The organism is Variovorax sp. P1_G12 (genome assembly GCF_056405555.1).
This window is the reverse complement of the sequence record NZ_JBFUBW010000034.1, coordinates 55566-78605: the sequence shown is the minus strand read 5'-3', so window position 1 is coordinate 78605 and position 23040 is coordinate 55566. Positions and strand designations below refer to the sequence as shown.

Annotated in this window: 21 protein-coding genes; 8 read left to right on the top strand and 13 right to left on the bottom strand. The window is 61.3% G+C overall.

From position 1 onward, the window contains the following. Positions 1 to 142: 142 nt before the first annotated feature. Positions 143 to 1267, top strand: coding sequence for a DNA-binding protein (locus AC1D2O_RS30320; protein WP_478158410.1), 1125 nt, complete (start codon positions 143 to 145; stop codon positions 1265 to 1267). Positions 1268 to 1479: 212 nt separating this feature from the next. On the opposite strand, the gene AC1D2O_RS30315 is transcribed toward AC1D2O_RS30320, so the two are convergent. From AC1D2O_RS30315 to AC1D2O_RS30290, 6 genes are all read right to left on the bottom strand, one after another. Next, positions 1480 to 1914 (bottom strand): PaaI family thioesterase, encoded by a 435-nt coding sequence (locus AC1D2O_RS30315; protein ID WP_478158409.1) that lies wholly within the window; start codon positions 1912 to 1914, stop codon positions 1480 to 1482. Between the two features lie 4 nt (positions 1915 to 1918). Beyond that, a complete protein-coding gene (locus AC1D2O_RS30310) occupies positions 1919 to 3073 on the bottom strand; it encodes a thiolase family protein (protein WP_478158408.1) in 1155 nt (384 codons plus the stop codon). Further along, positions 3073 to 3489 (bottom strand): Zn-ribbon domain-containing OB-fold protein, encoded by a 417-nt coding sequence (locus AC1D2O_RS30305; protein ID WP_477650631.1) that lies wholly within the window; start codon positions 3487 to 3489, stop codon positions 3073 to 3075. The genes AC1D2O_RS30310 and AC1D2O_RS30305 overlap by 1 nt, the downstream gene beginning before the upstream one ends. Continuing rightward, positions 3486 to 4328 carry an SDR family NAD(P)-dependent oxidoreductase gene (locus tag AC1D2O_RS30300; protein ID WP_478158407.1) on the bottom strand — a complete coding sequence of 281 codons (843 nt, stop codon included), beginning with the start codon at positions 4326 to 4328 and terminating at the stop codon, positions 3486 to 3488. The genes AC1D2O_RS30305 and AC1D2O_RS30300 overlap by 4 nt, the downstream gene beginning before the upstream one ends. A gap of 73 nt (positions 4329 to 4401) precedes the next feature. After that, complete coding sequence (locus AC1D2O_RS30295; RefSeq protein WP_477650643.1) at positions 4402 to 5241, bottom strand: SDR family NAD(P)-dependent oxidoreductase; 840 nt, start codon at positions 5239 to 5241, stop codon at positions 4402 to 4404. Positions 5242 to 5251: 10 nt separating this feature from the next. After that, a complete protein-coding gene (locus AC1D2O_RS30290) occupies positions 5252 to 5884 on the bottom strand; it encodes a TetR/AcrR family transcriptional regulator (protein WP_477650642.1) in 633 nt (210 codons plus the stop codon). Between the two features lie 189 nt (positions 5885 to 6073). On the opposite strand from AC1D2O_RS30290, the gene AC1D2O_RS30285 reads away from it, so the two are divergent. From AC1D2O_RS30285 to AC1D2O_RS30260, 6 genes are read left to right on the top strand one after another with little or no spacing between them, the layout of a single operon-like run. Then, complete coding sequence (locus tag AC1D2O_RS30285; RefSeq protein WP_478158406.1) at positions 6074 to 7639, top strand: class I adenylate-forming enzyme family protein; 1566 nt, start codon at positions 6074 to 6076, stop codon at positions 7637 to 7639. A 22-nt stretch (positions 7640 to 7661) separates the two neighbouring features. Beyond that, complete coding sequence (locus AC1D2O_RS30280) at positions 7662 to 8828, top strand: ABC transporter substrate-binding protein (protein WP_478158405.1); 1167 nt, start codon at positions 7662 to 7664, stop codon at positions 8826 to 8828. Positions 8829 to 8835: 7 nt separating this feature from the next. Further along, entirely contained in the window at positions 8836 to 9708 is an 873-nt protein-coding gene (locus AC1D2O_RS30275; protein WP_478158404.1) for a branched-chain amino acid ABC transporter permease, read from the top strand. After that, entirely contained in the window at positions 9705 to 10694 is a 990-nt protein-coding gene (locus AC1D2O_RS30270; protein WP_477650269.1) for a branched-chain amino acid ABC transporter permease, read from the top strand. The genes AC1D2O_RS30275 and AC1D2O_RS30270 overlap by 4 nt, the downstream gene beginning before the upstream one ends. Next, positions 10691 to 11479, top strand: a complete 789-nt coding sequence (locus AC1D2O_RS30265; RefSeq protein WP_477650268.1) for an ABC transporter ATP-binding protein — start codon at positions 10691 to 10693, stop codon at positions 11477 to 11479. Before AC1D2O_RS30270 ends, AC1D2O_RS30265 begins: the two co-directional genes overlap by 4 nt. Next, entirely contained in the window at positions 11472 to 12188 is a 717-nt protein-coding gene (locus tag AC1D2O_RS30260) for an ABC transporter ATP-binding protein (RefSeq protein ID WP_478158403.1), read from the top strand. The genes AC1D2O_RS30265 and AC1D2O_RS30260 overlap by 8 nt, the downstream gene beginning before the upstream one ends. 225 nt (positions 12189 to 12413) lie before the next feature. Here AC1D2O_RS30260 and amaB read toward each other — a convergent pair whose 3' ends face one another. The 5 genes from amaB to hglS are packed head-to-tail and all read right to left on the bottom strand — an operon-like array spanning position 12414 to position 19311. Beyond that, positions 12414 to 13919 (bottom strand): L-piperidine-6-carboxylate dehydrogenase, encoded by a 1506-nt coding sequence (gene amaB / locus AC1D2O_RS30255; protein ID WP_477650266.1) that lies wholly within the window; start codon positions 13917 to 13919, stop codon positions 12414 to 12416. An 8-nt stretch (positions 13920 to 13927) separates the two neighbouring features. After that, positions 13928 to 15145 carry an aminotransferase-like domain-containing protein gene (locus tag AC1D2O_RS30250; RefSeq protein WP_478158402.1) on the bottom strand — a complete coding sequence of 406 codons (1218 nt, stop codon included), beginning with the start codon at positions 15143 to 15145 and terminating at the stop codon, positions 13928 to 13930. Beyond that, positions 15142 to 16611 carry an FAD-binding oxidoreductase gene (locus tag AC1D2O_RS30245; protein WP_478158401.1) on the bottom strand — a complete coding sequence of 490 codons (1470 nt, stop codon included), beginning with the start codon at positions 16609 to 16611 and terminating at the stop codon, positions 15142 to 15144. Before AC1D2O_RS30245 ends, AC1D2O_RS30250 begins: the two co-directional genes overlap by 4 nt. Continuing rightward, positions 16604 to 17917 carry an NAD(P)/FAD-dependent oxidoreductase gene (locus AC1D2O_RS30240; RefSeq protein ID WP_477650074.1) on the bottom strand — a complete coding sequence of 438 codons (1314 nt, stop codon included), beginning with the start codon at positions 17915 to 17917 and terminating at the stop codon, positions 16604 to 16606. Before AC1D2O_RS30240 ends, AC1D2O_RS30245 begins: the two co-directional genes overlap by 8 nt. Then, the gene (gene hglS, locus AC1D2O_RS30235; protein ID WP_477650075.1) at positions 17914 to 19311 is read right to left on the bottom strand and encodes a 2-oxoadipate dioxygenase/decarboxylase HglS; all 1398 of its coding nucleotides are present in this window, start codon (positions 19309 to 19311) and stop codon (positions 17914 to 17916) included. Before hglS ends, AC1D2O_RS30240 begins: the two co-directional genes overlap by 4 nt. A 104-nt stretch (positions 19312 to 19415) precedes the next feature. Here hglS and AC1D2O_RS30230 point away from each other — a divergent pair, with 104 nt between their 5' ends. Continuing rightward, the gene (locus AC1D2O_RS30230; protein WP_477650076.1) at positions 19416 to 20315 is read left to right on the top strand and encodes a LysR substrate-binding domain-containing protein; all 900 of its coding nucleotides are present in this window, start codon (positions 19416 to 19418) and stop codon (positions 20313 to 20315) included. A gap of 16 nt (positions 20316 to 20331) precedes the next feature. On the opposite strand, the gene ggt is transcribed toward AC1D2O_RS30230, so the two are convergent. Next, on the bottom strand, positions 20332 to 21927 hold the full coding sequence (gene ggt, locus AC1D2O_RS30225; RefSeq protein WP_478158400.1) for a gamma-glutamyltransferase: 1596 nt from the start codon (positions 21925 to 21927) through the stop codon (positions 20332 to 20334). 65 nt (positions 21928 to 21992) lie between these two features. Next, a complete protein-coding gene (locus AC1D2O_RS30220; protein ID WP_477650078.1) occupies positions 21993 to 22943 on the bottom strand; it encodes a Bug family tripartite tricarboxylate transporter substrate binding protein in 951 nt (316 codons plus the stop codon). Between the last annotated feature and the right edge of the window lie 97 nt (positions 22944 to 23040).

Sequence of the window (23040 nt, the reverse complement as noted above, 5' to 3'; positions counted from 1 at the left end):
GTTATCACACATGCCATGTATGATGTCTTACGTACATTATATATTACTTACGATAATCTATTATTATCGAAAGTTAAAATTACTGGATGCGAAAACATGGGATCGACCGAGTCCGAGCGTCCATAGCCCTCCGGAGCAGCCCATGGAAAGCCCCAATTCGAACGTCGGCACCTTCCCGCCGCGCGGTGGCCGCGGGATTCAAGAGGCCCAGGTCTGGGAAGCCGCCGATGCGCTCGTGCATGAAGGCCTGCGCCCGACCATCGAACGCGTGCGCCAGAAGATCGGCAGCGGCTCGCCCAACACCGTGAGCCCCATGCTAGAGCGCTGGTTCGCCACGCTCGGCAAGCGCCTTGATGGCCATGGCGCCAACCTGGCTGACGGCGAGGCGCATCAGCTCCCTCTAGCCGTGGTCCAGGCCGCAAAGCTGTTCTGGGATGCCGCGCGCCGCGAGGCCGACCAGGTGCAGGTCCAGAAGACCGAAGCGGCCAGGCGCGAGCTCGAGCTGCAGCGCGAGGCGCTCGCCCAGAGGGAAGCGGACCTGACCCAGCGCGTGTCATCCTTCGAGCAGGCCCGCGTGGCGCTCGACGAGGCCCTGGCGTCGTCGCGCCAGGCGGTCACAGCCATCGAGGCCCAGATGCACGCCCAGCAGCAGGAATCTGCTCGTCTTCTCAGCGACTCCGAAGCCGAGGTGCGACGCTTGCGGAATGCCATCGACGAGGCCGTGGCCAGCAAAGGAGCCCTGCGCGAGAAAGCAGCAATGGAACTGGGCGCGGCTCAGCGTGACGCGAGGGAAGCCGAGCAGCGGCATGTAGCGCACGAGCGCCGACTCCTTGCCGACGTCGATCGCGAGCGGGTGGCCGCGCGCCAGGCTGCCGCGGATCTCGTCAAAGAGCAGAAGGCCCGGACGGCAGATCACGAGGCAGCACGCACCGCGCAGGCAGCGGCAGAGCAGGTCCTCCAAGCCGAGAAGGCCGCGCACCGCGAGGCGGCGGCCACCTGGTTGAACGAGCAGCAGGAGATGCGCGTAGAGCTTGCGACCCTTCGCGAGCGGGCGGCCGGGGCAGAGCAGCGCGCAGCGGACCTCGGCGAGCGGCTGCGGCGCCAGGAAGAGCAGGCCGAGCGCGAAATTGCGCGGTTGCGCGAAGAGCAGGCGACGACAGTGGCCGAGCTGCGCCAGTTCGAGGCGGGATTGGCGGAGCGACGGGCGGAGGCCGATGGGAAGCCTCAAGCCGGTCGGGCAGCGCGGGGCAAGAAGCCATCCGAGTGAGCACGTTTTAGTCCCAAGGCGCGCCGGTTTCATGCGCCGACGCTCACTATCCACGTCCAGAGCCACTATGAGCCGATCGAAGACCTATCGGATCGACTCGGGGAAATCGCGTCCTGAGCGCCGCTAGGCAAGTGATTGACGCTCTCCCCGCTCCCCTGGACGAACCCAAAGGTCGAGCCGTCTCCCGAATCCTGGTAGCGCTCCGTTCAATCCTACCGTCCCACGATGTGGAGAACCACCTGTGCAGTCGCAATCAGTTTGCCTGCAGACGCATCGTTGATTTCGGCATCGACGAAGATCGTCGATCGGCCGTGCTTACGTACTTGAGCGCTCGCTGTGAAGCGGCCGAGATGGGCCGGTCTCACGAAGCTGGTGTTCAGATTGACCGCTACGACGCCCACGTCGACGGAAACAACGCTCATGGYAGCACACGCCGCGGCAAAATCCAGCATCGCGCAGACCGCACCGCCTTGCACGACTCCGGCTCCCTGCAAAAAATGTGCGCCCGGTTCGAATTCCAGCACCGCGTGGCCCGGTTCAACCAAAAGCAACCCGGCGTTCAACGCGAGCRCCATGGGATCCTGAGGAAAGCGTGCCGGGGCGTGTGAGCAGTTGCTGAAAGTTCGGACGACGGTGGCGTTGTCCATGGCGTCAGGCCTTCAGTATGTGGATAGTGACCGCCCCGCTCTCGAGCATATTCGCGGAACCTCCCAGCATCTGCGCGAGACCCGTCCTTGCCCCTGGCACCTGCCGCTCTCCGGCATCACCGCGTAGTTGCAGCGCGATCTCGCAGACGTTGCGCACACCGGAGGCGCTGAGCGGATGGCCGAGGGAGAGCAGGCCCCCACTGGGATTAACTGGGATTCGCCCGCCGCGCGATGTAGCTCCCGATCGGAGCAATTCCACGCCGCCGCCGCGAGGGCATAAGCCCAGGTCCTCATAGTGGAGGATTTCTTCAGGGGCAAAGGCATCGTGCAGTTCCACCACATCAAGATCCTCTGGGCCTAACTCGGCCATCTCGTAGGCGAGCCGCGCCGCCTTGGTCCCCATCCGCATGCTGGTGAGGTCTTCCTTCTTGTAACTGTAGTCGCCGGACAGCAGCACGGACGCGACGATCTCCACCGGGCGTCGGCCTCTGTTTCCGTGCTTCAAAGCAAACGCTTCCGAACACAACACGATAGCGGCCGCACCATCGCTTGTCGGACAGCACTGCAGAAGCGTGATGGGATCGGCGATCATGCGAGAGGCCAGCACTTCTTGCACCGTCACACGCTTGCGGTACTGCGCGTAAGGGTTTAGCGCAGCAAACTCATGCGACTTCGCCGACACACGCGCGAAGTCTTCGGGCTTGGCGCCATGGGTTTCCATCAGCCTTTTCGCCTGGAGGGCAAACACCACTGGCATCGTCATGCCCAGCATCCCATCTAGGTCATCCTCGGCGGGAGGAATGAGCTTGCCGACCACCGGACTACGCGACAGTGACTCAACGCCGATAGCGATGCCGACTTCACAGAAGCCGGCGGCTATATCCTTCCAGAGCATTCGAACCGCGGTGCCGCCGCCGGCGCAAGCATTTTCCACGTTGGCCATTTCCACATCGGCGATGCCGACCCCGGCAAGAACTGTCTGGCCTGCGATCATGTCGCTGTAAAGACGAGCGGTGTACGCCGCCTGGATATCGCGCGGCTTGATTGCTGCGTCCTTCAATGCAGCTATGGCAGCCGTGCGGCCGAGGGAGGTGGCGCTGCTGTCGGGGAATTTACCGAAATTGGTCGACCCGATGCCCAAAACATGTACCTTGCGCATCACGCAACTCCTTGCAACGGACGGAACCGGTAGCTCAGAACATCCCGCTCGTTCTCGCGCCACAAGGGCACGACCTCCAGCCTCATCGGGGTCCCGACAGGCAATGCAGCATTTCCCGCACTGTCGACAGGGCCGAAGATCATCAACCCATCCGTGGTCTTGACATACCCAACGGTGTATGGGGGCTGAAGGTTGGTCGACCGCATTTGGACAGTCGTTGCGCAAAAGAGCGAGGCAGTTGCGGCGACTTCAGCTTCACCGAGCGCATCCTCGCCGCAAGCCAGGCACAGTGGCACCTTGGGAAAGTGTTTGGTGCCGCAGCTTTGGCATTGGCTCGCAAGTAGCACCGGATGACCGTCCGCGTTAAAACGGAACAAGCCCTCCCGGACTGGAATGGCCTCTCGGATGGTCGTCATGCGCCAGAGACCCCGCCGTCGACTGGAAGATTGATTCCCGTGATGTATCTGGCCTCGTCCGAGGCGAGAAACACGGATGCCCATGCAACGTCCCAAGCTGTGCCCATGTAGCCCATCGGTACAAGCGCATCACGGGCGCGTCGCATCGCATCAGGATCGCCGCCTCCATAGGCGTTCACCATCGCGCTGGCAGTATTGACCATGGGCGTGTCCATGAAGCCCGGCAGGACACAATTCACTCGTACCTGCATGGGCGCGTACTCCGCCGCGACCGACCGTGACAGATGACATAGGCCTGCCTTGCTTGCGTAGTAGCTCGAATAGTGCGTGGTGGCCATGCGTATAGCCGCCACCGAGGCGACGTTCGTGATCACACCCGTGCGCTGTTGCCCCATCAGCGGCAGTACATACCTCATCGCCAGGAAGGCGCCCCTCACATTGATATCCATCACACGAGAGAACTCCTCAGCGCTCTCACCGAGCACCCCCCCGGCTTGGAAAATGCCGACGTTGTTGTGAAGGATCCCGACCGTGGCGAACCGCGCGACGGTTTCCTGCACGCAGGCCCGGATTGCCGCCTCGTCGATGACGTCGCACTGCACTGCAAGCGAGTTGCCGCCTTCCGAGCGGATGACTTCGGCCGTGGCCACTGCTGCACTCAAGTCGCGGTCCGCGCAAACAACGCTGGCGCCCTCCCTGGCATAGGCCACGGCGGCCGCCTTTCCGTTGCCCCAGCCCGGGCCGATCGAGCCTGCGCCCATGACGAGCGCAACCCGGCCCTTCAACCGGCCGTAGCCTTTGAGCGGTGACAGACCGCCGTCGCGAAGTTCTGGTTCCATGTTGTTTTCCTTCAGGTGTGTTCAGGAGACGATGGCGCTAACGACGCAGCGCCACGACAGGAGGACCGCGGTTTCACGAGGCCGTCATGCCCCCGTCTACGGGGAGGTTGATGCCGGTGATATAGCGCGCCTCATCTGACGCCAGGAAGACCGCAGCCCAGGCCACGTCCCATGCCGAGCCCATGAAACCCATGGGCACCATTGCATTGCGTTGCCGGCGCATCGCCTCGGCGTCGCCGTCGCCATAGGTCTTCGCCATGGCGGTGGCATGGTTCACAGTGGGCGTGTCCATAAAACCGGGCAGGATGCAGTTGATCCGCACCAACTGTGGTGCGTACTCTGTGGCCACCGACCGGGACAGGTGACATAACCCGGCCTTACTCGCGTAATAGCTCGCATACTTCGCCTTCACCAAATGCACTGCCATGACGGACGCCACGTTGGTGATGACGCCACCACGGTACTCGACCATGACGGGCAATACGTGCTTCATGGAAAGGAAGGCGCCGCGAAGGTTGATGTCAATGATGCGCGAGAAGTCGGCAGCCGGCTCGTGGAGGACACCACCGGGACTGAAGGTGCCGACGTTGTTGTGAAGGATGCCGATAGGGCCAAACTCCGTTAGCGTGTTGTCGACCGCCGCCATGATGGCGGCCTCATCGGAGACGTTGCAGCGCAGCGCGACGGCCTTGCCGCCTTCCTCCCGGATGATCCTCGCTGTCTCCTCGGCGGCTTCCAGGTTGCGGTCAGCGCACGCTACCACCGCGCCCTCACGGGCGTACGCGACCGCGGCCGCCTTACCGTTCCCCCAGCCAGGCGCGACCGAGCCCGCGCCCATCACAAGGGCAACGCGCTCTCTCAATCTTTGACGGCCGCTCGAGATCGCGAGTTTGGCATCGCGATGATTGTTCATGTGCCTCTCCTCATCCCGGCTTGCGCGGGCGCAGGCCCTCGATGAAGAGATTGAGAATCATGTCGGCCACGTCGCCGACCTTCCACTTACCATCGGGCGAGTACCAGCGCGTCATCCACGTGAAGGCGCCCATCAGCGTGAAGACCGCAAATTCCGGGTCCGTCGGCGCAATGCTTCCATCTGCAATGCCGCCCGCAACGATCTTGACGAGCGCTTTGGTGAAACGGTCGCGTTCTTTCACGATGTGCTCGCGCTGCTCAGAAGTAAGCAAATCGAGGTCGACGATAACGGCACCCCCATTTTCCGGGTCAAAGTAGCCGGTCACCAGCGTGCGAATCGCAGCATCAAGCTTCTTGAGTCCGGAACCCATTTCCGATTCGGCGGCGACGATGGCCAGCGTACCGAACCTTGAAGCGGTCAAGTGGCACTCATATAGCAACTCCTGCTTGTTGCTCACATAGCGGTAAAGCGCCGCCTTGCTCACGCCAAGCACGGCAGCGATGTCCGTCATGCTTGTTTGCTCAAAGCCTCTGCTACGGAATGACCGCGCGGCCTCACGCAGGATTGCGTCGCGCTTACCGCGCCGCTGTTCCTCGGACGACTGGATGCTGCTTCCCCAGCTGGCTTGCGGATGATCTCCCACTGGCGCCTCCTTAGTGACTATAGGGTTACATGCGTGACTATACGCCCACGAGGCAGCGCTGTTTTCGCCATCTTCTCAGTACAAGCCCTAGTATTTCGTCGAATGTGCAGGCGTAGCATCTGCAGCCAGTTACTCATTGGTCACACATGCGACTAATGTACCTAATTGCCCATGTTGAAAGGATTCAGAGTGAATATCGCGACATTTCTCGCAGCTGCCGCTCGAACGGGACCTGAGCGCCCTGCCGTCTCCCAAGGGCGCCGACTGCTGTGGACGTATCGGGAGTTCTACCGGCGAACGGCTTCGCTTGCCGCTGGACTTGTAGCGAGGCATGGCCTGACGCCAGGTGACCGAGTTGCTCTGTTGTTGCCGAACTGCCCCGAGTACCTGGAAGTCCTCCATGCCTGTTGGCACGCGGGGCTTTGCGTCGTGCCGCTGAACGCGCGCCTGCATGCCGATGAAGCTCGGTACACCATCGCTCATAGCGAGGCGCGTGTGTGCTTCAGTAGTAACGGCTGCCTCGAAACCGCTCGGACGGCACTACGCGGCGCCGAAGTTGACTTAATCGAGGTCGCCGGCGCGGAGTACGAGGCGCTACTGTCCCACTCCCCCGTTCCTATCCATCAAGTCAACGAGAACGAAACGTGCTGGATCTTCTACACCAGTGGCACGACCGGCCGGCCGAAGGGGGCAATGCTTTCGCATCGCTGCGTCACGGAAATGATTTGGCGGCACTACGCGGACTTGGACGCGCTCGATCCAAGCGACTGCGTCATCCACACCGCGGCCCTTTCGCACGGCTGCGGCCTGTTTTCGCTGCCGTACACCGCACGGGGGGCGCATCACCTCCTGCCGGAGAGCAAGAGCTTCAGCGAGGTCGCGATCTTTGACCTCGTAGCTCGTCACCGGAACGTGAGCTTCTTCGCGGCGCCGACCATGCTGCGGCGACTTATGAATCATCCGGGGCTCGCGGCGGTGCCCCGCGACCACATTCGCTCCATCTTCATGGGATCGGCACCGAGTGCGCCGGAAGACATTGCCCGCGCCCTCGAAATTTTCGGGCCTCGCCTACATCATGTGTACGGTCAGGGGGAGATGCCAGTGACCATAGCTTGTGTTGGTAAGAAACATTTTGCAGACCCGCAGCGAAACAAGGATCGCCTGCTCAGCAGCGTGGGGCCTGCCCGCACCGGAGTCGAGCTTGCAATCGCCGACCCGGAAACGGGCGCGCGCCTGGGCCCTGGCGAGGTCGGAGAGGTGATAGCGCGAAGCCCAGTGGTGATGCAAGGCTACTGGAGGGATGCCGAGGCAACAACCGCTGCGATACGGAATGGATGGCTCCATACGGGCGACCTGGGTTCGCTGGACAGTGAGGGATGGCTGACTTTAAATGGCCGGTCAAAGGACATGATCATTTCGGGCGGCTACAACGTGTACGCCAGCGAAGTGGAACTTGTGCTGTCCCAGCACCCAGCCGTCGCCCAGGCAGCTGTGATCGGCGCCCCCCACGCCGACTGGGGCGAGGAAGTCGTCGCATTCGTGGCGCGCGAACCGAACGTGACTGAAGCAAGCACCGATAGCCTGGACGCATGGTGCCAGGAGCGCATCGCGCGCTTCAAGCGGCCTCGCCGATACGCCTTTGTTGATGCTCTGCCTGTCAATTCGACAGGGAAGATCGTCAAGGCACCGCTACGCAGTGCGTTGGCCCAGACCCACTTTGAAACTCCTGCAGGCAACAAAACCGTCGGCAGCTGACCGCTACACAGGAGACATTCCCATGCTCGTTCCTAAAATCATTCGCCGCATGCTGGTCGCCGGCATCGCCTCGCTCGCTACCAGCTTGCTTCACGTCCACGCCCTGGCTGCCGAACCGATTCGAATCGGCGTGGTGCTATCGGTGTCAGGCGTGGCCTCCTTCGTAGGAGAGCCGGAGCTCAAGACGCTTCAAATCTACACCAATCAGCTCAACAATTCTGGCGGACTTCTGGGCCGCAAGCTCGAACTCGTCGTTTATGACGACGTCGGCGATGCAACCAAGGCAAGGACGTTTGCAACTCGGCTGGCAGAGCAGGACAAGGTAACGGCCCTCATCGGCGGATCCACTACCGGCACAACCATGGCGATGATTCCGGTCGTCGAATCTGCCCGTATCCCCTTCATCTCGCTTGCAGGCAGTGTCAACGTCATCGACCCCGTGCGCAAGTACGTGTTCAAGACGCCGCACACCGACCGGATGATGTGTGAGAAGATTTTTCTGGACATGAAGAAGAACGGCTATACGCGCATCGCCTTGCTGGCGGGAACGGACGGCTTTGGATTGTCGATGCGCGAGCAGTGCATGAAGGTGGTGGGCAACTTCGGCCTGCAGGTCGCTCTCGAAATGACCTATGGTGCGCAGGACACCGATATGACGCCGCAGCTGACGAAGCTAAAGAACACAACCGGTATCCAAGCGGTGTTGAACACCGGCGGGGGTGGCCAGGGTCCGGCCATCATGACGCGCAACTATGGGCAACTCGGAATTGCGATCCCCCTGTATCACAGCGGCGCGGTCGCCTCCAAGAGCTTCATCGATCTGGCGGGAAAGGCTACAGAAGGCAATCGTCTGCCCTCTGCCGCGCTCATCATCGGCGACAAGCTGCCCCAAAGCGAACCGCAGCGTGCCGTGGTGTTGGGGTATGCCGAAGTCTTTCAGAAGGCGACTGGACAGCCGGTTTCCTCTTTTGGCGGATCCGCCTATGACGCATTCATGATGCTGACCGGTGCGATCAAGCGCGCCAACAGCGACGACCCTGGGAAAGTGCGCGACGCGATCGAGCAGACCAAGGGTTTTGTTGGAACTGCCGGTGTCGTGAACATGTCGCCAACGGACCACATGGGGTTCGGTGCCGAAGCGTTTCGTCTGGTTGAGATCCGTAGCGGTGACTGGGCTCTGGTGGAGTAACTACGACGTGTCAGAACTACTCCAACTCGTCCTGTCGGGACTCACGATCGGTGCCGTCTATGGCATCGTCGCAATCGGTTTTACGCTGATCTACGCCGCTTCGGATGTGGTGAATTTCGCCCAGGGCGAATTCGTCATGCTCGGCGGGCTCGTAACAATCTTGCTGCTCTCACATGGAGTCCCGATGTTCGCCGCTGCGCTGATTGCCGTAAGCGTGGCCGTGCTCGTCGGCGTCTTACTCCAGAAAGCGGTCATCCAACGTCTGCGACAAGCGTCCCCGGTTACGCTCATCATCGTAACGCTGGGTGCTTCTAGTGTCATCAAGGGAGTTGCTGGCCTGATCTTCGACCGCCAGTATCACTCGCTGCCCGCCTTCACCGGGTCAGAGCCCCTGCGTTTCGGCGGCGCCACCCTGCTTCCCCAGAGTCTGTGGGTCCTGGGCCTGTGCCTGCTAATGTTCCTGGCCTTGTGGATCTACCTGGAGAAAACCATATCCGGCAAGGCTCTGCGCGCCTGCGCGGCGAACCGATCTGCTGCTCAACTCGTGGGCGTCAACGTCCCGCGCATGTTCCTGGTGGCATTCGCGCTGTCAGCCGCACTTGGTGCGGTCGCTGGACTAGTCATTGCGCCGATCACGCTGTCGCGCTATGACATTGGTGCGGTGTTCGCCCTTAAAGGATTCTCCGCGGCAATCTTCGGCGGCTTGGGAAATCCCTTGGGTGCCGTCGTCGGCGGCCTAGCGCTTGGCGTACTGGAAGCGCTCGCCGCCGGCTACGTGACATCTGTGTACAAGGATGGCGTCGCGTTCGTGGCGCTCATTCTCGTCCTCCTGTTCATGCCAAACGGCATTTTTGGCGGCAAAGCCGTGGATCGCGTATGAGTTCGCTCGTTAAATCCGGCGGACCGGCGGTGTTCGCACCCTCCTCTCGCCCCGGGCTCGCGGGCTGCGCCATTCTCGCCCTCGTGATCGTTTTGACACCAGCGTTTGTGTCCTCCGACTATGTGCTCCGGGTAGTGGCTCTCGTTTGGATCATGAGCCTGGCCGCGGTTGGGCTTCATGTCACGATGGGCTTGGCAGGGCAGATCAGCCTTGGGCAGGCAGGATTCTTCGCCATTGGTGCCTATGCGTCTGCAGTGCTGCCGGTCCGCTTCGGCATCCCTCCGATCCTGACACCCTTCGTGGGCTGCACGATCAGCGCATTGGTGGCCTACTTGGTAGGCCGGCCAATCCTTCGCCTTAAGGGGCACTACTTGGCGATTGCGACACTCGGATTCTCGCTGCTGGTTTCCCTGGCCGCGACCAACGAGGTGCAGTTCACGGGCGGTCCAGATGGTGTCGCTGTGCCGCGGATCACATTCGGCAGCACGGTGCTTGACCGCCCCGAGACTTGGTACTGGATCAGCGGGGGACTTCTATGGTGCGGAACAGCACTTGTCGTGCTATTGCGCCAGTCGCCTTCTGGACGGGCTATGCGCGCGATTCTCGACAGCGAAGTCGCCGCTGCAAGCGCAGGCGTAGACGTCGCCGCGAGGAAGCTGGAGGCATTCGTGACTGCGGCTGTTTTCGGTTCCGTGGCCGGCAGCACACTCGCATTGATGAACGGATTCATTACGCCGGAAGCCGCAGGATTCCTCACGTCGGTGGAACTCGTGGCCATGGTGGTCATTGGGGGCTCTGCGTCAGCCTTCGGAGCCATCGTGGGCGCTGCGCTACTGACGATCCTGCCGCAGGTGCTCGCCAGCTTTCACGACTACCAGGACCTAGGCCTCGGCCTTCTCATTATGCTGAGCATGATCTACTTGCCAGACGGCATCGCACCGACGCTCAGCAGACTGGCAGAGCGCGTGATAAGGCGGTGGAGATGAATTCGCCTATCCTTTCGGTGGAAAACGTCAGCATCTCCTTCGGTGGTATCAAGGCAGTTGACGATGTAAATTTCGAAGTGAAGCCAAGCGAAGTGCTTTCCATTATCGGCCCAAACGGCGCTGGCAAGACTACGCTCTTCAATGTCGTTTCCGGACTGTATCAAGCGCACTCCGGCAGCATCAAGCTCAACGGCGAAGAGGTCTCTGGCCTCGCGCCGCACCTGCTTGCCCGGCGAGGATTGGCCCGGACTTTCCAAAATCTGCAGATATTTCATCACCTCACGTCTTTGGAGAACGTGATGGTCGGAGGATCCCGCTGGGAGCGATCCAGCCTTCTGGGGGACATGTTGGGATCCCTGCGCGTCGCCCGGCAGGATGAACAGGCGGCGCGCACGGCACAAGGGATCCTCGCACGTTTTGGCCTCGCAGGCCTCTCTGGGACCGTCGCGTCCGAGCTTCCCTACGGCTCGCTAAAGCGCTTGGAGATCGCGCGCGCACTGGCAGCCCGGCCTTCGGTGTTGCTGCTCGACGAACCAGCCGCCGGCTGCAACGAAGCAGAGACGCAAGAACTAGGTGAGCTAATCTCCGAGATAGCGGCAGCCGGAGTCGCAATCGTGCTGATTGAACATGACATGCGCATGGTTATGGGTATTTCCCACCGAATATTGGTACTGAATCAAGGCGGCGAACTTGCACGCGGGTCGCCGCACGAGATCCGTCACGACCCCCGCGTCATCGAAGCCTATCTCGGCCAGCAGGCGGCCCAGGAGATTGCACGTGCTTGAAGTCAAGAACCTTTTTTCGTCGTACGGGAGAGTTCAGGTTCTGCATGGGGTCAGCCTTCAGGTTGAGCAGGGTGAGATAGTTGCCTTGCTTGGCGCAAACGGTGCAGGTAAGAGCACGCTCCTGAGGGCCATCTCTCGGTTGCAACCGATCACGGAGGGCCACATCCTCTTCCGGGGAGAGGAGATCGAGCGTGAATCACCCCACCGTCTCGTTGCACTGGGGATCGCGCACGCGCCTGAAGGTCGGCAGATTTTCAAACCTCTTTCCGTTGAGGACAACCTCCGCCTAGGCGCCTACCATAGGCGCGACTCCCGCATCGCCTTCGACGTGGACAGGATGTACGACCTCTTCCCGGTTCTGGGCGAGATGCGCAACCGGGTCGCTTCCCAGCTTTCGGGCGGCCAACAGCAAATGTTAGCAATTGCCCGCGCCCTCATGGGTTCACCACGCATCCTGCTTCTGGATGAGCCCTCACTAGGCTTGGCGCCGATGGTGATCGACCAGATTTTTCAGGTGCTCGGGCAGCTACGGCGCGAAGGCATGACCATACTTGTCGTCGAACAGAATGCCGCCGCCTCGCTCGCAATCGCGGACCGTGGCTATGTGCTGCAACTGGGGCGTCTCGCCCATTCTGGGAAGGCGTCGAGCCTCTTACGAGACCCGGGGGTGCGCAACGCGTATCTGGGGAAGGAGTCCGCTCCGAACTGAGATACCGGAACCCACCGTTTGGAGGGCGGTGACGAAGCCGCTTGTTCAATGGTAAGCCGTCAATCAACCGCGCCCTTGCGCGTGGTGTCGGAACCGATGTGCGCAGGGCTGTCTACAGAACGCCGAGCTCGATGTTCCAGCTCCGGTGTTTGGTCGACTGCTTGCCCGCCGGGTGTACGGACCAGGAGCAAATCGCGATCCATGGCATGGCGTCGCGCGGCCAAATCAGACGTCGAACTTCACGCCTTGCGCCAACGGCAAATCTCGCGAGTAATTGACCGTATTCGTGGCCCGCCGCATGTAGTTCCTCCAGGAATCGGAGCCAGACTCGCGTCCGCCCCCGGTTTCCTTTTCGCCTCCGAACGCACCGCCGATCTCAGCGCCGGAGGTGCCAATGTTCACGTTGGCGATGCCACAGTCAGAACCACGTGCCGACAGAAAGAGCTCGGTCTCGCGAATGTCGTTGCTGAAGATGGCGGACGACAATCCTTGAGGTACATCGTTCTGGATGCTGAGTGCGTCCTCGAAATCGCTGTAGCTCATGACGTACATGATCGGGGCGAACGTTTCCTGCTGAACCGTGGCCGTCTGCTTGGGCATTTCGACAATAGCAGGACGGACGTAGTAGGCCAACTGGAACTGCTCTTGGAGCAAGCGGTCGCCCCCGGTGACCTGGCCGCCTTCCTCGCGAGCAGATCCGAGCGCCTTCTGCATGCTATCGAAACTCTTGGCGTCGATGAGCGGACCCACAAGCATTCCTTCCTCCAACGGATTGCCAACGGGCAACGCGGAGTAGGCCTTCTTGAGACGAGCCACCAAAGCTTGCTTGACGGTCTCGTGCACGATGATGCGGCGCGTTGTCGTGCAGCGTTGGCCGCAGGTTCCCGCTGCGGCGAACACGATGCCCCGCACGGCTAGATCGAGGTCTGCGCTGGGTGTCACGATGACCGCATTGTTGCCACCAAGCTCCAGAAGGGAACGTCCGAAACGCGCTGCAACGCGTGGCCCAATCGCCTTCCCCATTCGAGTGCTCCCCGTCGCAGATACCAAGGCGACGCGTTCGTCGTCAACCAGTGCTTCGCCCGCCTCAAGCCCACCGATGATCACTTGCGACAAGCTCGCCGGTGCGGGGCCGAAACGCTTCATCGCCTTCTCGAATATGGCTTGGCACGCCAGGGCCGTGAGCGGCGTTTTTTCCGACGGCTTCCAGACGACCGCGTTGCCGCAGACGATGGCCAATGCCGTGTTCCAAGACCACACGGCTGCCGGAAAATTGAAAGCGCTGATGACACCAACCACACCGAGGGGATGCCACGTCTCCATCATCCGGTGCCCGGGACGTTCCGACGCAATCGTCAAGCCATACAACTGGCGCGAGAGGCCGACCGCGAAATCACAGATGTCGATCATCTCCTGCACCTCGCCCCGGCCTTCCGAGAGGATCTTGCCTGTCTCGACCGAGACGAGCTTGCCGAGCGATTCCTTTTCTGCTCGAAGTTCTTCACCTAGGAGGCGAACCAGTTCCCCGCGACGCGGAGCTGGCACGTCCCTCCAGGCCTTGAAGGCCTCCGTGGCCAGCCGTACGGCCTCAGAAACCTCGGTGGCCGTGCTCCCCTTCAGGCGCGCGATCTCTCCGCCGTCGATTGGGGACGAAACCCGAATTTCGCCGGTGGAATCATTTCGGTCAATCCCGAAGTGATCAAGAAGTGCAGCAGTGATGGATTGGGTCATTGTCAGGCCTAGAGGTTGAGGAGTGAAGATTGAAAAGCGCGGGCGAGTCGTGCAACGCCTTCGCGGATTTCTCCGACGTCCGGCGCAGCGAAAGAAAGACGCATTGCGACGCGCATCGGTGCAGAAGGGAAAAAGGCCGCGCCTGGCACGAAGAGCACGTTGTTGGCAACGGCAGCACTGAAGAGCCGGTGGGGGTCGACGTGTGCGGCACACTCCAACCACAGGAACATGCCCCCAGGAGCGCGCTGGAACGATACGTCTTTACCCAAGGACGCTTCCAGTTCATCAGCCATCACCGTGGCGCGTACCCGGTATTCCAGCCGCGCCTTTTCGACGCATGGTGCGTAACGACCGGATCGAAGATATGCCGCCGCGATCAGCTGAGAGATCGGCGAGGTGCAGAGGTCCACGGTCTGCTTTGCGATAGCGCACCGCCTGACTATGTCTTGCGAAGCTACCATCCAGCCGACACGAAGCGCCGGCGCGACAGTCTTGGACAGACTCGACAGATAGACGACGGGATTCTCCGCGGCCGCTTGGCACTTCGCTGCCAGCTCGTGAATCGTAGGCGGCACTTCGGACGTAAAGCTAAGCTCGCCGTACGGGTCATCTTCGACGATAAGGAACGCGTGCTGGCGGGCAAGCTCGATCAGCTTGATACGCCGTTCGTGGGAGAGAAGGCTTCCTCGGGGGTTCGAAAACGTGGGCACCGTGTAGAGCATCTTGGGCTTCTCCTCCACCGTCAGTCGCTTCAATAGCGACTCGAGGTGATCGGTCTGCAGCCCGTTGTCGTCCATCGGAACTTCAAGGAGGTTTGCACCCGCAAGACGCAGCGCCTGAATCGCGGCTGGATAGGCTGGCGCCTCGAGGAGAACCGTGTCCCCCGGCTCGACAAAGACTCGCACCAGGAGATCAAAGGCCTGCTGCGAGCCGCTGGTCACGAGAAGCTGTTCAAGCGAGGAGTTCACCCCGCGCTGCTGCGACATGTCCAGAAGCTCCTTCCTCAATGTCAACATGCCTTCGGTTGGGCCATACTGCAACGCAGCAGCCGGCGCCGAAAAGACTTCTTGCGCTGCCGCCTGGAGCCCTTCGCTGTCGAACAGGGAAGGCGACGGATACCCTCCCGCAAACGAAATCATGTTTGGCTTACTCAGGTAGGGAAAAAGCTCTCGGATCGGAGAGCCCGCCGGCGCACGGAACGCGGGCACAAACAGATCGTTGATCACAGCGTAGCCTCCTTCACTTTGTTCGAAGAAGCTGCGACTTCGGCGGGCCCAAACTGTACGGAGCCCGAGATGCGTTCAGGGTCCAGCAATCGCTGGATCTCACCGGAGATCCGTAAAGCGGAAGGCGCCGTGAATCGATGGTAGTAATGAAGGTTGTGTGGCCCAACGCCGTGCTCGGCACTGAAGCTTCCATCGAAATCGATCACGACGAGCTCATAGAGCCGGTCTCGCACTTCAGCTACCACAGCCTCGTCGTAGAGCAAGACACTGTCCCGTGGCCAGACAAGGTTGAAGTGAAGGCCGCCATCTCCCACATGTCCGAAGTCGACGACCTTCAGAACCGGAAACTGCCGCTCAACGAGATCGCGGGCGGCGCGTCGGAAGCGCAGGAGGTCCGCGCGTCGAACGGAGACGTCGAAGCCGATCACCCTACCGAGTGCTCGCGCTCCGTCGCTCAGGCTGTGGCGCAGTTGCCAGATTTCATGACCCTTGCCGATGACTGCATCCACAATTTCGTGGCCGATTCTTTCTTCCAGGAAGCTCATGAGAAGGCTCTCGAGGTCGAGCGCCGATGACACGGGCGCGCTGGAGGTGAGTTCGACAAGAATCGAGAAATCAGGCGGCGGGCCCTTGCCGAATGGACTGCGCAGTGAGGGCACGTGGTTCAAGGCAGCCTGGATGGCCGCGCCAGACATGCCCTCGAAGGCGCTCAGAAAATCACCGAGGTCTGACTCGAAGGCCTTGAGCAACGTATTCACTGCTCCGTCCGACGACGGGACCAGGAGCGCCGTCGCGGCCTGCCGTGGCAGCGCTGCAACCTGCAACGTTGCCGCGGTGATCACGCCCGCTGCACCGGATGTACCGACAAAAAGCTGCATGAGGTCAAAGCCGGTGTTGTTCTTCCGCAGGGGCTTGCCGAATCGTGCGATCTCGCCTGGCGGATCGAACAGAACCGCTTCAACGCTCAACAGGTTGTGTCGAACATCGCCGTGGCGGAGCAGCCGAGCACCGCCCGTGTTGCTCGAAATCATCCCGCCGATGCTCGGATCCGCTGACAGGTCGATCGGGAAATGCAGACCGTAGGGCTCCAGCACCTGGTTCAGCTCATGCAAAAGCACGCCGGCGTCCACTTCGACCGTTCGATCGATGACGTCCACTTCGCACCGACGGCGCAGGCGGCTCAACGACAGAATGATCTGGCCGCCGGAGGGATCGGGTGAACTCGCGCCGACCAGGCCGGTGTTGGCACCTTGTGCGATCAACTTGACGCCTTTCGCCGCGCACAGTGCCACCACCTGCGAGACTTGGTCTGCTGTCGCCGGTCGGACGACACAAAGAGCCTTACCTGCCCCATAACGCGCCCCTTGCGCGTATGGCAAGACATCGTCGTTCAAGAGGAGGCCCTCGGATCCGACGATTGCGCGAAGCAAATCAACAATGCTGCCGGGGTTCATTTCGTCAGTCATGGCGTGCCCGTTGCGTTCTGCGTGCGCTGATCAGATGAACAGCTTGTGCACCGGTCTCGTAACTCAATGAGCGGACTCCGCGCCATGGCACGGCAGCGAGCGGCGTCATGGGCAGCGGTAGCTCATCCCGCGCAACCTCGCCCAGGATGACTCTCGCAAGCTCCCGGCCGAAGACGGTTCCGGGTGCAATGCCACGGCCATTGAACCCGCTGAATGAGAGGACGTTGTGGTCCAGTTCATGAAACCTCGGCAGAGCGTTGCTCGTCATGCCGATGGTCCCGTACCAGGCATGTTCGAACTGAACGTCCTTGAGCCGAGGGAAGATCTTCGCGACGGCCCGCCGGGCCCAGTCTTGATGGATGCTCTTTCCTGTTCCGCGCAGGGCGCCCACGCTGCCAAAGACCAGACGGCCGGCGGCATCGAAGCGGAACGACGACAGGACTTGGCAGGTGTCCCATGCGCCTTGCCGGTCGGGAAGGATCGCTGCAGCGACGTCGCGAGCCAGCGGAACGGTCGCGACATTGAAGTATGGCAGTTGAACCTGCTCAGCCTGAATGCCGGACCACAGACCCGCAGCGCCGGTGTAGGCATCGGTCGCGACAATGACCCATTTCGCGGAAACTGTTTTTCCGCCGCTTGTGGTCAACTGCCAGCGGTCGCCCGCGCGTGTTGCAGACACCACGCGCGTCTGCGTATAAATCCGCGCACCGGCCCTGAGGGCAGCGGAGGCGAGGCCGCGCACGTACGCCAGCGGCTGGATCGTGCCGGCCCGGCGGTCGAGCAGCGATGCGGAGTAGGCCTTCGAGCCAATGAGTTCAGCGGTTTTCCGGGCATCCAGCACCTCTACCGGTGCACCAAGGGCTGCCCACTGTCGGCCGCGTTCAGCGACCTCCGTTGCGCCTGTCTTCCCGACCGCGCAGTGGAGCGTTCCTGCATGCACCGCCTCGCATTCGATGCCGTGGCGAGCTACCAGATCAAAAACGACTGAGGGCCCATGACCCAGCACGTTCAGGAGCCGCGTGCCATACGGCTCTTCGAGCTGTTCCTTGAGCACGGAAGGCATGACCCACATGCCAGCGTTGACGAGGCCGACGTTCCTCCCCGATGCGCCGAAGCCGATCTCCGCGGCCTCCAGCACAACCGGAGTGGCGCCTCCCTCAGCGAGATGCAGTGCCGATGAACATCCCGTGAAACCACCACCGATGATTGCGACGTCCGCAGTGACGTCCTCCGAAAGCGGCCGGGTCACGGGTCCGGCGGGTGCGGATGCACCCCACAGGCCATGCGAAAGAGGATCTTGGGTCATTGCGCACCGCCATTCGAATTGATTTGACGGATGAGCAGATCGAGCGAGGCCTTCTGCTCGGCTTCATAGAGTTCAAACTCATCCAGGACAGTGGTGCCCAGGGCGCGCTCGAAGAGCGCCCGAGAGGGTCCTGTGTCGTAGGCTTCGGCCTGGTCATCTCCCAAGTTCGACTGGAAAATCCCCGCGGCGCTCACTGGCAGGAAGTCCTCGTAGATGATTGGCAAGGCCGCGACGACACCTGAGGCGATGAGTGAATCCAGATCGAGCTCTGCTCCAACGCCCTGTGGAAGGGCACCACGAACCTCATAACGAAAGAACGCCAGGCCCTCGCGCCGCAGGGCTTCGTAGTCGTCCGGAAATTCCTTGAAGGCCGATTCGAAACGATCGCGCTCGGACGCCGCCTCACTGCTACCCGCATCATTGCGTGCTTTGTCCAGCAGACGGTCGTAGAGCGCCCGCCCCGATCGGGTGAGCGCGACACCCCGCTGCTCAATTTCGCCAAAACGCGCCGTGTGCGCACCGGCCGAGTTGTCGTCGACAAAGGTCACTGCTTCCTCCAACGCGGTGAAGCTGGTTTGCCGCAGAAGGATGGGCGCCTTGCGCCGCGGAGGACCCTCGATGACCGCTTTCGCCGAAATGCCACGCCGGGGCATCTCTCTTTGCGCGGCGTCGATGTCGAGCGTTCGCGGCGTCAGATGGTTGATGTGCGGCCCTTTGAAGCACACGACGTCGGCAATCAGACGATGGGCTTTGCGCAGTCGATCGTAGGCAGCGCGGGACACAGTGGAAGCACTGTGCCACCGAAACGTCTCGAGCATCGCGGAGACAAACTCATCGGCATCCTGTTCGGAAAGCCCACCCTCTTGTTCAAACTGTGAGGTGAGCGTCAGGGCTCGGGGCGTGAAGATGTTCCGGCGACGAAGCAGCCCGGACGCTTCTTCACGAAGCTCAGCGTCGGCAATCAATTCGAGCCGCAGCAACGACGTGAACACTCGGAAGGGGTTCGAAGCCAGGGACTCTTCCGTAATGGGGCGAAAAGCCGTCGAGTGCACGGGAACGCCGGCGGCCGACAGGTCGTAGTAGGAAACCGGAACCATCCCCATGACGGCAAACATCCGCCGAATCGTGTGCARTTCCCGCGCGGTGCCCAGGCGGATCGCCCCGTGTCGCTCCACGCTCAGTCGGGCGCATTCACCCTCCCCTGCGGATTTCCGTAGATCCTTCGAGGCTGAATTGATCTCCGCAACCAGGTCCAGCAACACGCCGTACAGCGGAACTTCCTCGCGGTACATCCTCGACATGGCGCTAGAAAAACGCCCGCGAATCTCGTCGGCGCTGACGAATTTCGAGGCGGCAGTACCTACGGACAATGGCATTTCTTTTGTTTCAGTCATTCTGTGGATGCATCAACAGGTTTGCGATGTTTGAATTTTCGGTTCGCCTTCCCTAGCAAGCAAACGATAATCCGGTCCAACATCATTCCTTGGCAGAATGCCTGATGGTCACTCTCTCGCGTCGTTTCCTCCCCGCCATGTCGGTACTCGCATCGTTCGAGGCGGCGGCTCGACTTCAGAGCTTCACGGCGGCTGCAACCGAACTGCATCTCACCCAAAGTGCGGTAAGCAGGCAAATTCGWGGGTTGGAGGACCTGCTGGGATCGGAGTTGTTCCTGCGCGAGCGCCAATCTGTGAAGCTCACGCCCGCCGGAGAAACTTACGCGCGGGAGATCCGGCGAAACCTTGAACAGATCGCGGCGGCCACCATGGGCATCAAGGCCAATCCGCAGGGTGGAACGCTCAACCTGGCGATCCTTCCAACCTTCGGAACACGCTGGTTGGCGCCCCGCTTGCCCAGATTCTTGGCAGATCATCCGGGCATCACCATCAATCTGAGCACGCGATTGGTGCCGTTCGACTTCGAGGTAGATTCGCAAGATGCCGCCATTCACTTCGGTCCACCGGAATGGGCCGGCGCGAGGCTCGATTTGCTGATGAAGGAATGCGTCGTCCCGGCCTGCAGTCCCGAACTGCAGGAACGCCTGGGGCTGAACAGGCCCGTGGATCTGTTGCAAGCGCCGTTGATTCATCTTGTGAGCCGTCCGGATGCGTGGGAACGGTGGCTGCGCGCCTCGGACGTGGACTTTGATTTCGTTCACGGCATGCTGGTGGACCAGTTCGCGGTCGCGGCGCAGGCAGCGATTGCGGGTCTCGGTGTTGCTCTCCTGCCCACGTTCCTGATCAAGGAAGAACTGGCCCGCAAAGATCTGGTGGTGGCCGCCGGCTCGCCGCAGGAGAGTGAGGACAGTTACTACTTGGCTTGGTCGGCCAGCCGCGAAACCTATCCACCGTTGCAGGCTTTTCGCGCATGGATCCGAGGAGAGGCGCAGCCAGGCGCCTAGCCCGCTGGGGGGTGGACTAGACGCCCTGTGCGTACCCATCGCGTTGTGGGTCGGCGCCACCCTGGAGGATGCCGCCGAATCGGGTGATTCCGTGCACGCCCGCAAATGCATAGGACAGGTGCGTTCTGCGAACCCGGTAGCCCATTTCTTCCAGGTGGCGTTGCGTCTCGAGGGGAATTCGGTTGGAAATGTCGATCGCGTTGCTCGTTGACACCATCCGGGGAGCGCTGATAGCTTCCTGGATGCCCATTCCCCAGTCGAGCGTGTTCAACAGCACCTGAGTGACGGCAGGACCGATCCAAGATGCTCCTGGCGCTCCCACCGAAATCACCGGTTTGCCCGCGTCGAACACGATCGTCGGCGACATCGTCGAGTAGCGACGCTTGCCCGGCTTCATGGAGTTACGGCGCCCGGGAATCGGGTCATAGGTGCTCATACCGCCGTTCAGCATGAAACCCGTGTCCTTGACGATGAAGCCCGATGGATTGCCCAGCGTATGGGTAAAGGACACCACCATGCCCTCTTCATCGATAACGGAGATGTGGGTGGTGTGTTTCGATTCACCGACGGTCCGACGCACGATATCGGCCTTCTTCCCTTGACGAATGACCTCAGCGCACTGTCGAGCGTAGGCTTCCGTCAGCAGCTCCTCCACTGGCTTTTCCATGAAGTCAGGATCGCCGACAAACTCCTCGCGGTCACGCAAGGCGATCTTCATAGATTCGCTGAGGACGCGGATGTATTCGGGCGAATTGTGGCCCATGGAAGTCAGATCGAAATTTTCCAGCGTCTTGAGCATCTGCGCCACCAACGCGCCGCCGAAGGGTGGTCGAGGTACTGCCACTTCCCAGCCTCGGTAGCTCGTCTTCAGCGGCTCTGCTTGCACGACGCGAACGCCTTCCAAATCGGCCATCGACAGGATCCCGCCCTGCAAGCGCACGTCATCGATCATGCGGCGCGCAATCTCTCCGGTGTAGAAGCTCTCCGCCCCTTCAGAAGCGATCGTCCGGAGCGTCCGAGCGAGGTCGGGGTTCAGAACCGTTGAGCCAGGCTTCTTGTAGCTGCCGTCTTCATTGAGGTAGATGCGACGGCCGTCGACGGTCAATGCAAGCTTCTCGCCATAGTTCATGCGCCCATACTTGCGTTCATCCTGCGTAAACACCGTGTAGACGTGAGGGCGAACGATCCAGCCGTTCTCGGCTCGCGAGATCGCGTCGGAGAACAGTGCGTCCCACGGTCTCCTTCCGAATGCCGCGTGGGCCTCGGACATCAGCTTGAGGACGGGCGGAGCTGATACGGACATGGCACCGGCTTCGTTGACGAACCCCTTGACGACGTACCCGAACCCGTCCGTAGTGTCGCCGAGATACTCCTCCGCCCACTGATCCTCCCGCGTCTCGATTGGGCAAGAGCTGAGCCCTTCAAACACCATATGTCGCTGCGTGGCCGGCTCGAAGATGTGCAGCACCCCGAAACCACCGATGCCGCACATCAAAGGGTCGACCACCCCCTGCGTAAAAGCGCAGGCCAGTGCGGCATCAAGCGCGTTCCCCCCGGCGCGAAGCACGCTCGCCCCTGCCTCGACGGCTTCCGGCTGAGGTGCAACGATCATCGACTTGGCTCGGGGAAGCCTGTTCACTGGAATTCGGTCAGTCATCACAATCGGCTTCGCAAGGATCAGTCGTTGGAGATGCCAAGCTTGCGGATGAGCGGACCGAAGCTCTCCGACTCATGCGAGGCCTTCTGCATCACGGTCTCAGGCTTAGAAGGCAGGGGCTCCAGCGACATGCTGACCAGCTTGGCGTTGATCTCAGGGTTGAGCAGGAACTTCTGGGTCTCTGCGTTCAACCGGTCGACGATTGGCTTCGGTGTCCCTGCCGGCGCAACCAACGCGTACCAACCCGGGGCCGGAAAGTCCTTCACACCCAGCTCCGCAACCGTGGGCACGTCGGGCAGCGCAGGCTGCCTCTTCTCGCCAATGACCGCGAGAGGTACCACCTTGCCGTTCTTGGCTTGCGGCGCACTGGTGGCGAAGACGTCCGACATCAACTGGGTCTGCCCGGCCAGAACGCTCTGCAGTCCGGGCGCCGAGCCGTTGAACGGAACGTGCGTGATCTGAATATTCAAACGTTGGAAAAGCAGTTCGCTCACCAAATGGGTCACATTGCCTTTGCCCGCAGAAGCGAAGTTCAAGGAGTCGGGCTTGGCCTTGGCGACCCGCACTACATCATCCAAGGTCTTGATCCCTGTTTCGGGATGGGCCACCAACAGGAACGGCGTGTTCACGAGAAGCGCGACACCGGTGAAGTCCTTTTGGGGGTTGTACGACAGAGATTTGTACGTGATCGGGTTCAGCGCAAGCTGCGACACGCCTGCGAGCAAGAGCGTGTAGCCGTCAGCGGGCTGTCGTGCTACCAATGTTGACGCAAGGATGCCGTTCGCGCCAGGGCGGTTCTCGACGATCACCGGTTGCCCGATCGACTTCGAAAGGAAATCGGAATACAGGCGGGCGATAGTGTCCGACGCACCGCCGGGTGCTTGTGGAACGACCAGCTTGATTGGCTTGCTAGGGAAGATGGCCTGAGCGAAGCTTGGCGCCGACAAGCAAGCCAAGGTAGACAGGGCCATGGCCCTCACGCAATTTGACAACTTCATGAAATCCCACCTTGAGCTTGAGTGAATGCTTCAAGTTTCAGGGCGATGACACATCAACGCAAATGAATAA

Bases quoted from the DNA above. Each gene is read 5' to 3' on its own strand.
- AC1D2O_RS30320 (WP_478158410.1), top strand. From the start codon at position 143: ATGGAAAGCCCCAATTCGAACGTCGGCACCTTCCCGCCGCGCGGTGGC.
- AC1D2O_RS30310 (WP_478158408.1), bottom strand. From the start codon at position 3,073: ATGCGCAAGGTACATGTTTTGGGCATCGGGTCGACCAATTTCGGTAAA.
- AC1D2O_RS30305 (WP_477650631.1), bottom strand. From the start codon at position 3,489: ATGACGACCATCCGAGAGGCCATTCCAGTCCGGGAGGGCTTGTTCCGT.
- AC1D2O_RS30300 (WP_478158407.1), bottom strand. From the start codon at position 4,328: ATGGAACCAGAACTTCGCGACGGCGGTCTGTCACCGCTCAAAGGCTAC.
- AC1D2O_RS30295 (WP_477650643.1), bottom strand. From the start codon at position 5,241: ATGAACAATCATCGCGATGCCAAACTCGCGATCTCGAGCGGCCGTCAA.
- AC1D2O_RS30280 (WP_478158405.1), top strand. From the start codon at position 7,662: ATGCTCGTTCCTAAAATCATTCGCCGCATGCTGGTCGCCGGCATCGCC.
- AC1D2O_RS30270 (WP_477650269.1), top strand. From the start codon at position 9,705: ATGAGTTCGCTCGTTAAATCCGGCGGACCGGCGGTGTTCGCACCCTCC.
- AC1D2O_RS30265 (WP_477650268.1), top strand. From the start codon at position 10,691: ATGAATTCGCCTATCCTTTCGGTGGAAAACGTCAGCATCTCCTTCGGT.
- amaB (WP_477650266.1), bottom strand. From the start codon at position 13,919: ATGACCCAATCCATCACTGCTGCACTTCTTGATCACTTCGGGATTGAC.
- AC1D2O_RS30245 (WP_478158401.1), bottom strand. From the start codon at position 16,611: ATGACTGACGAAATGAACCCCGGCAGCATTGTTGATTTGCTTCGCGCA.
- AC1D2O_RS30240 (WP_477650074.1), bottom strand. From the start codon at position 17,917: ATGACCCAAGATCCTCTTTCGCATGGCCTGTGGGGTGCATCCGCACCC.
- ggt (WP_478158400.1), bottom strand. From the start codon at position 21,927: ATGATCGTTGCACCTCAGCCGGAAGCCGTCGAGGCAGGGGCGAGCGTG.
- AC1D2O_RS30220 (WP_477650078.1), bottom strand. From the start codon at position 22,943: ATGGCCCTGTCTACCTTGGCTTGCTTGTCGGCGCCAAGCTTCGCTCAG.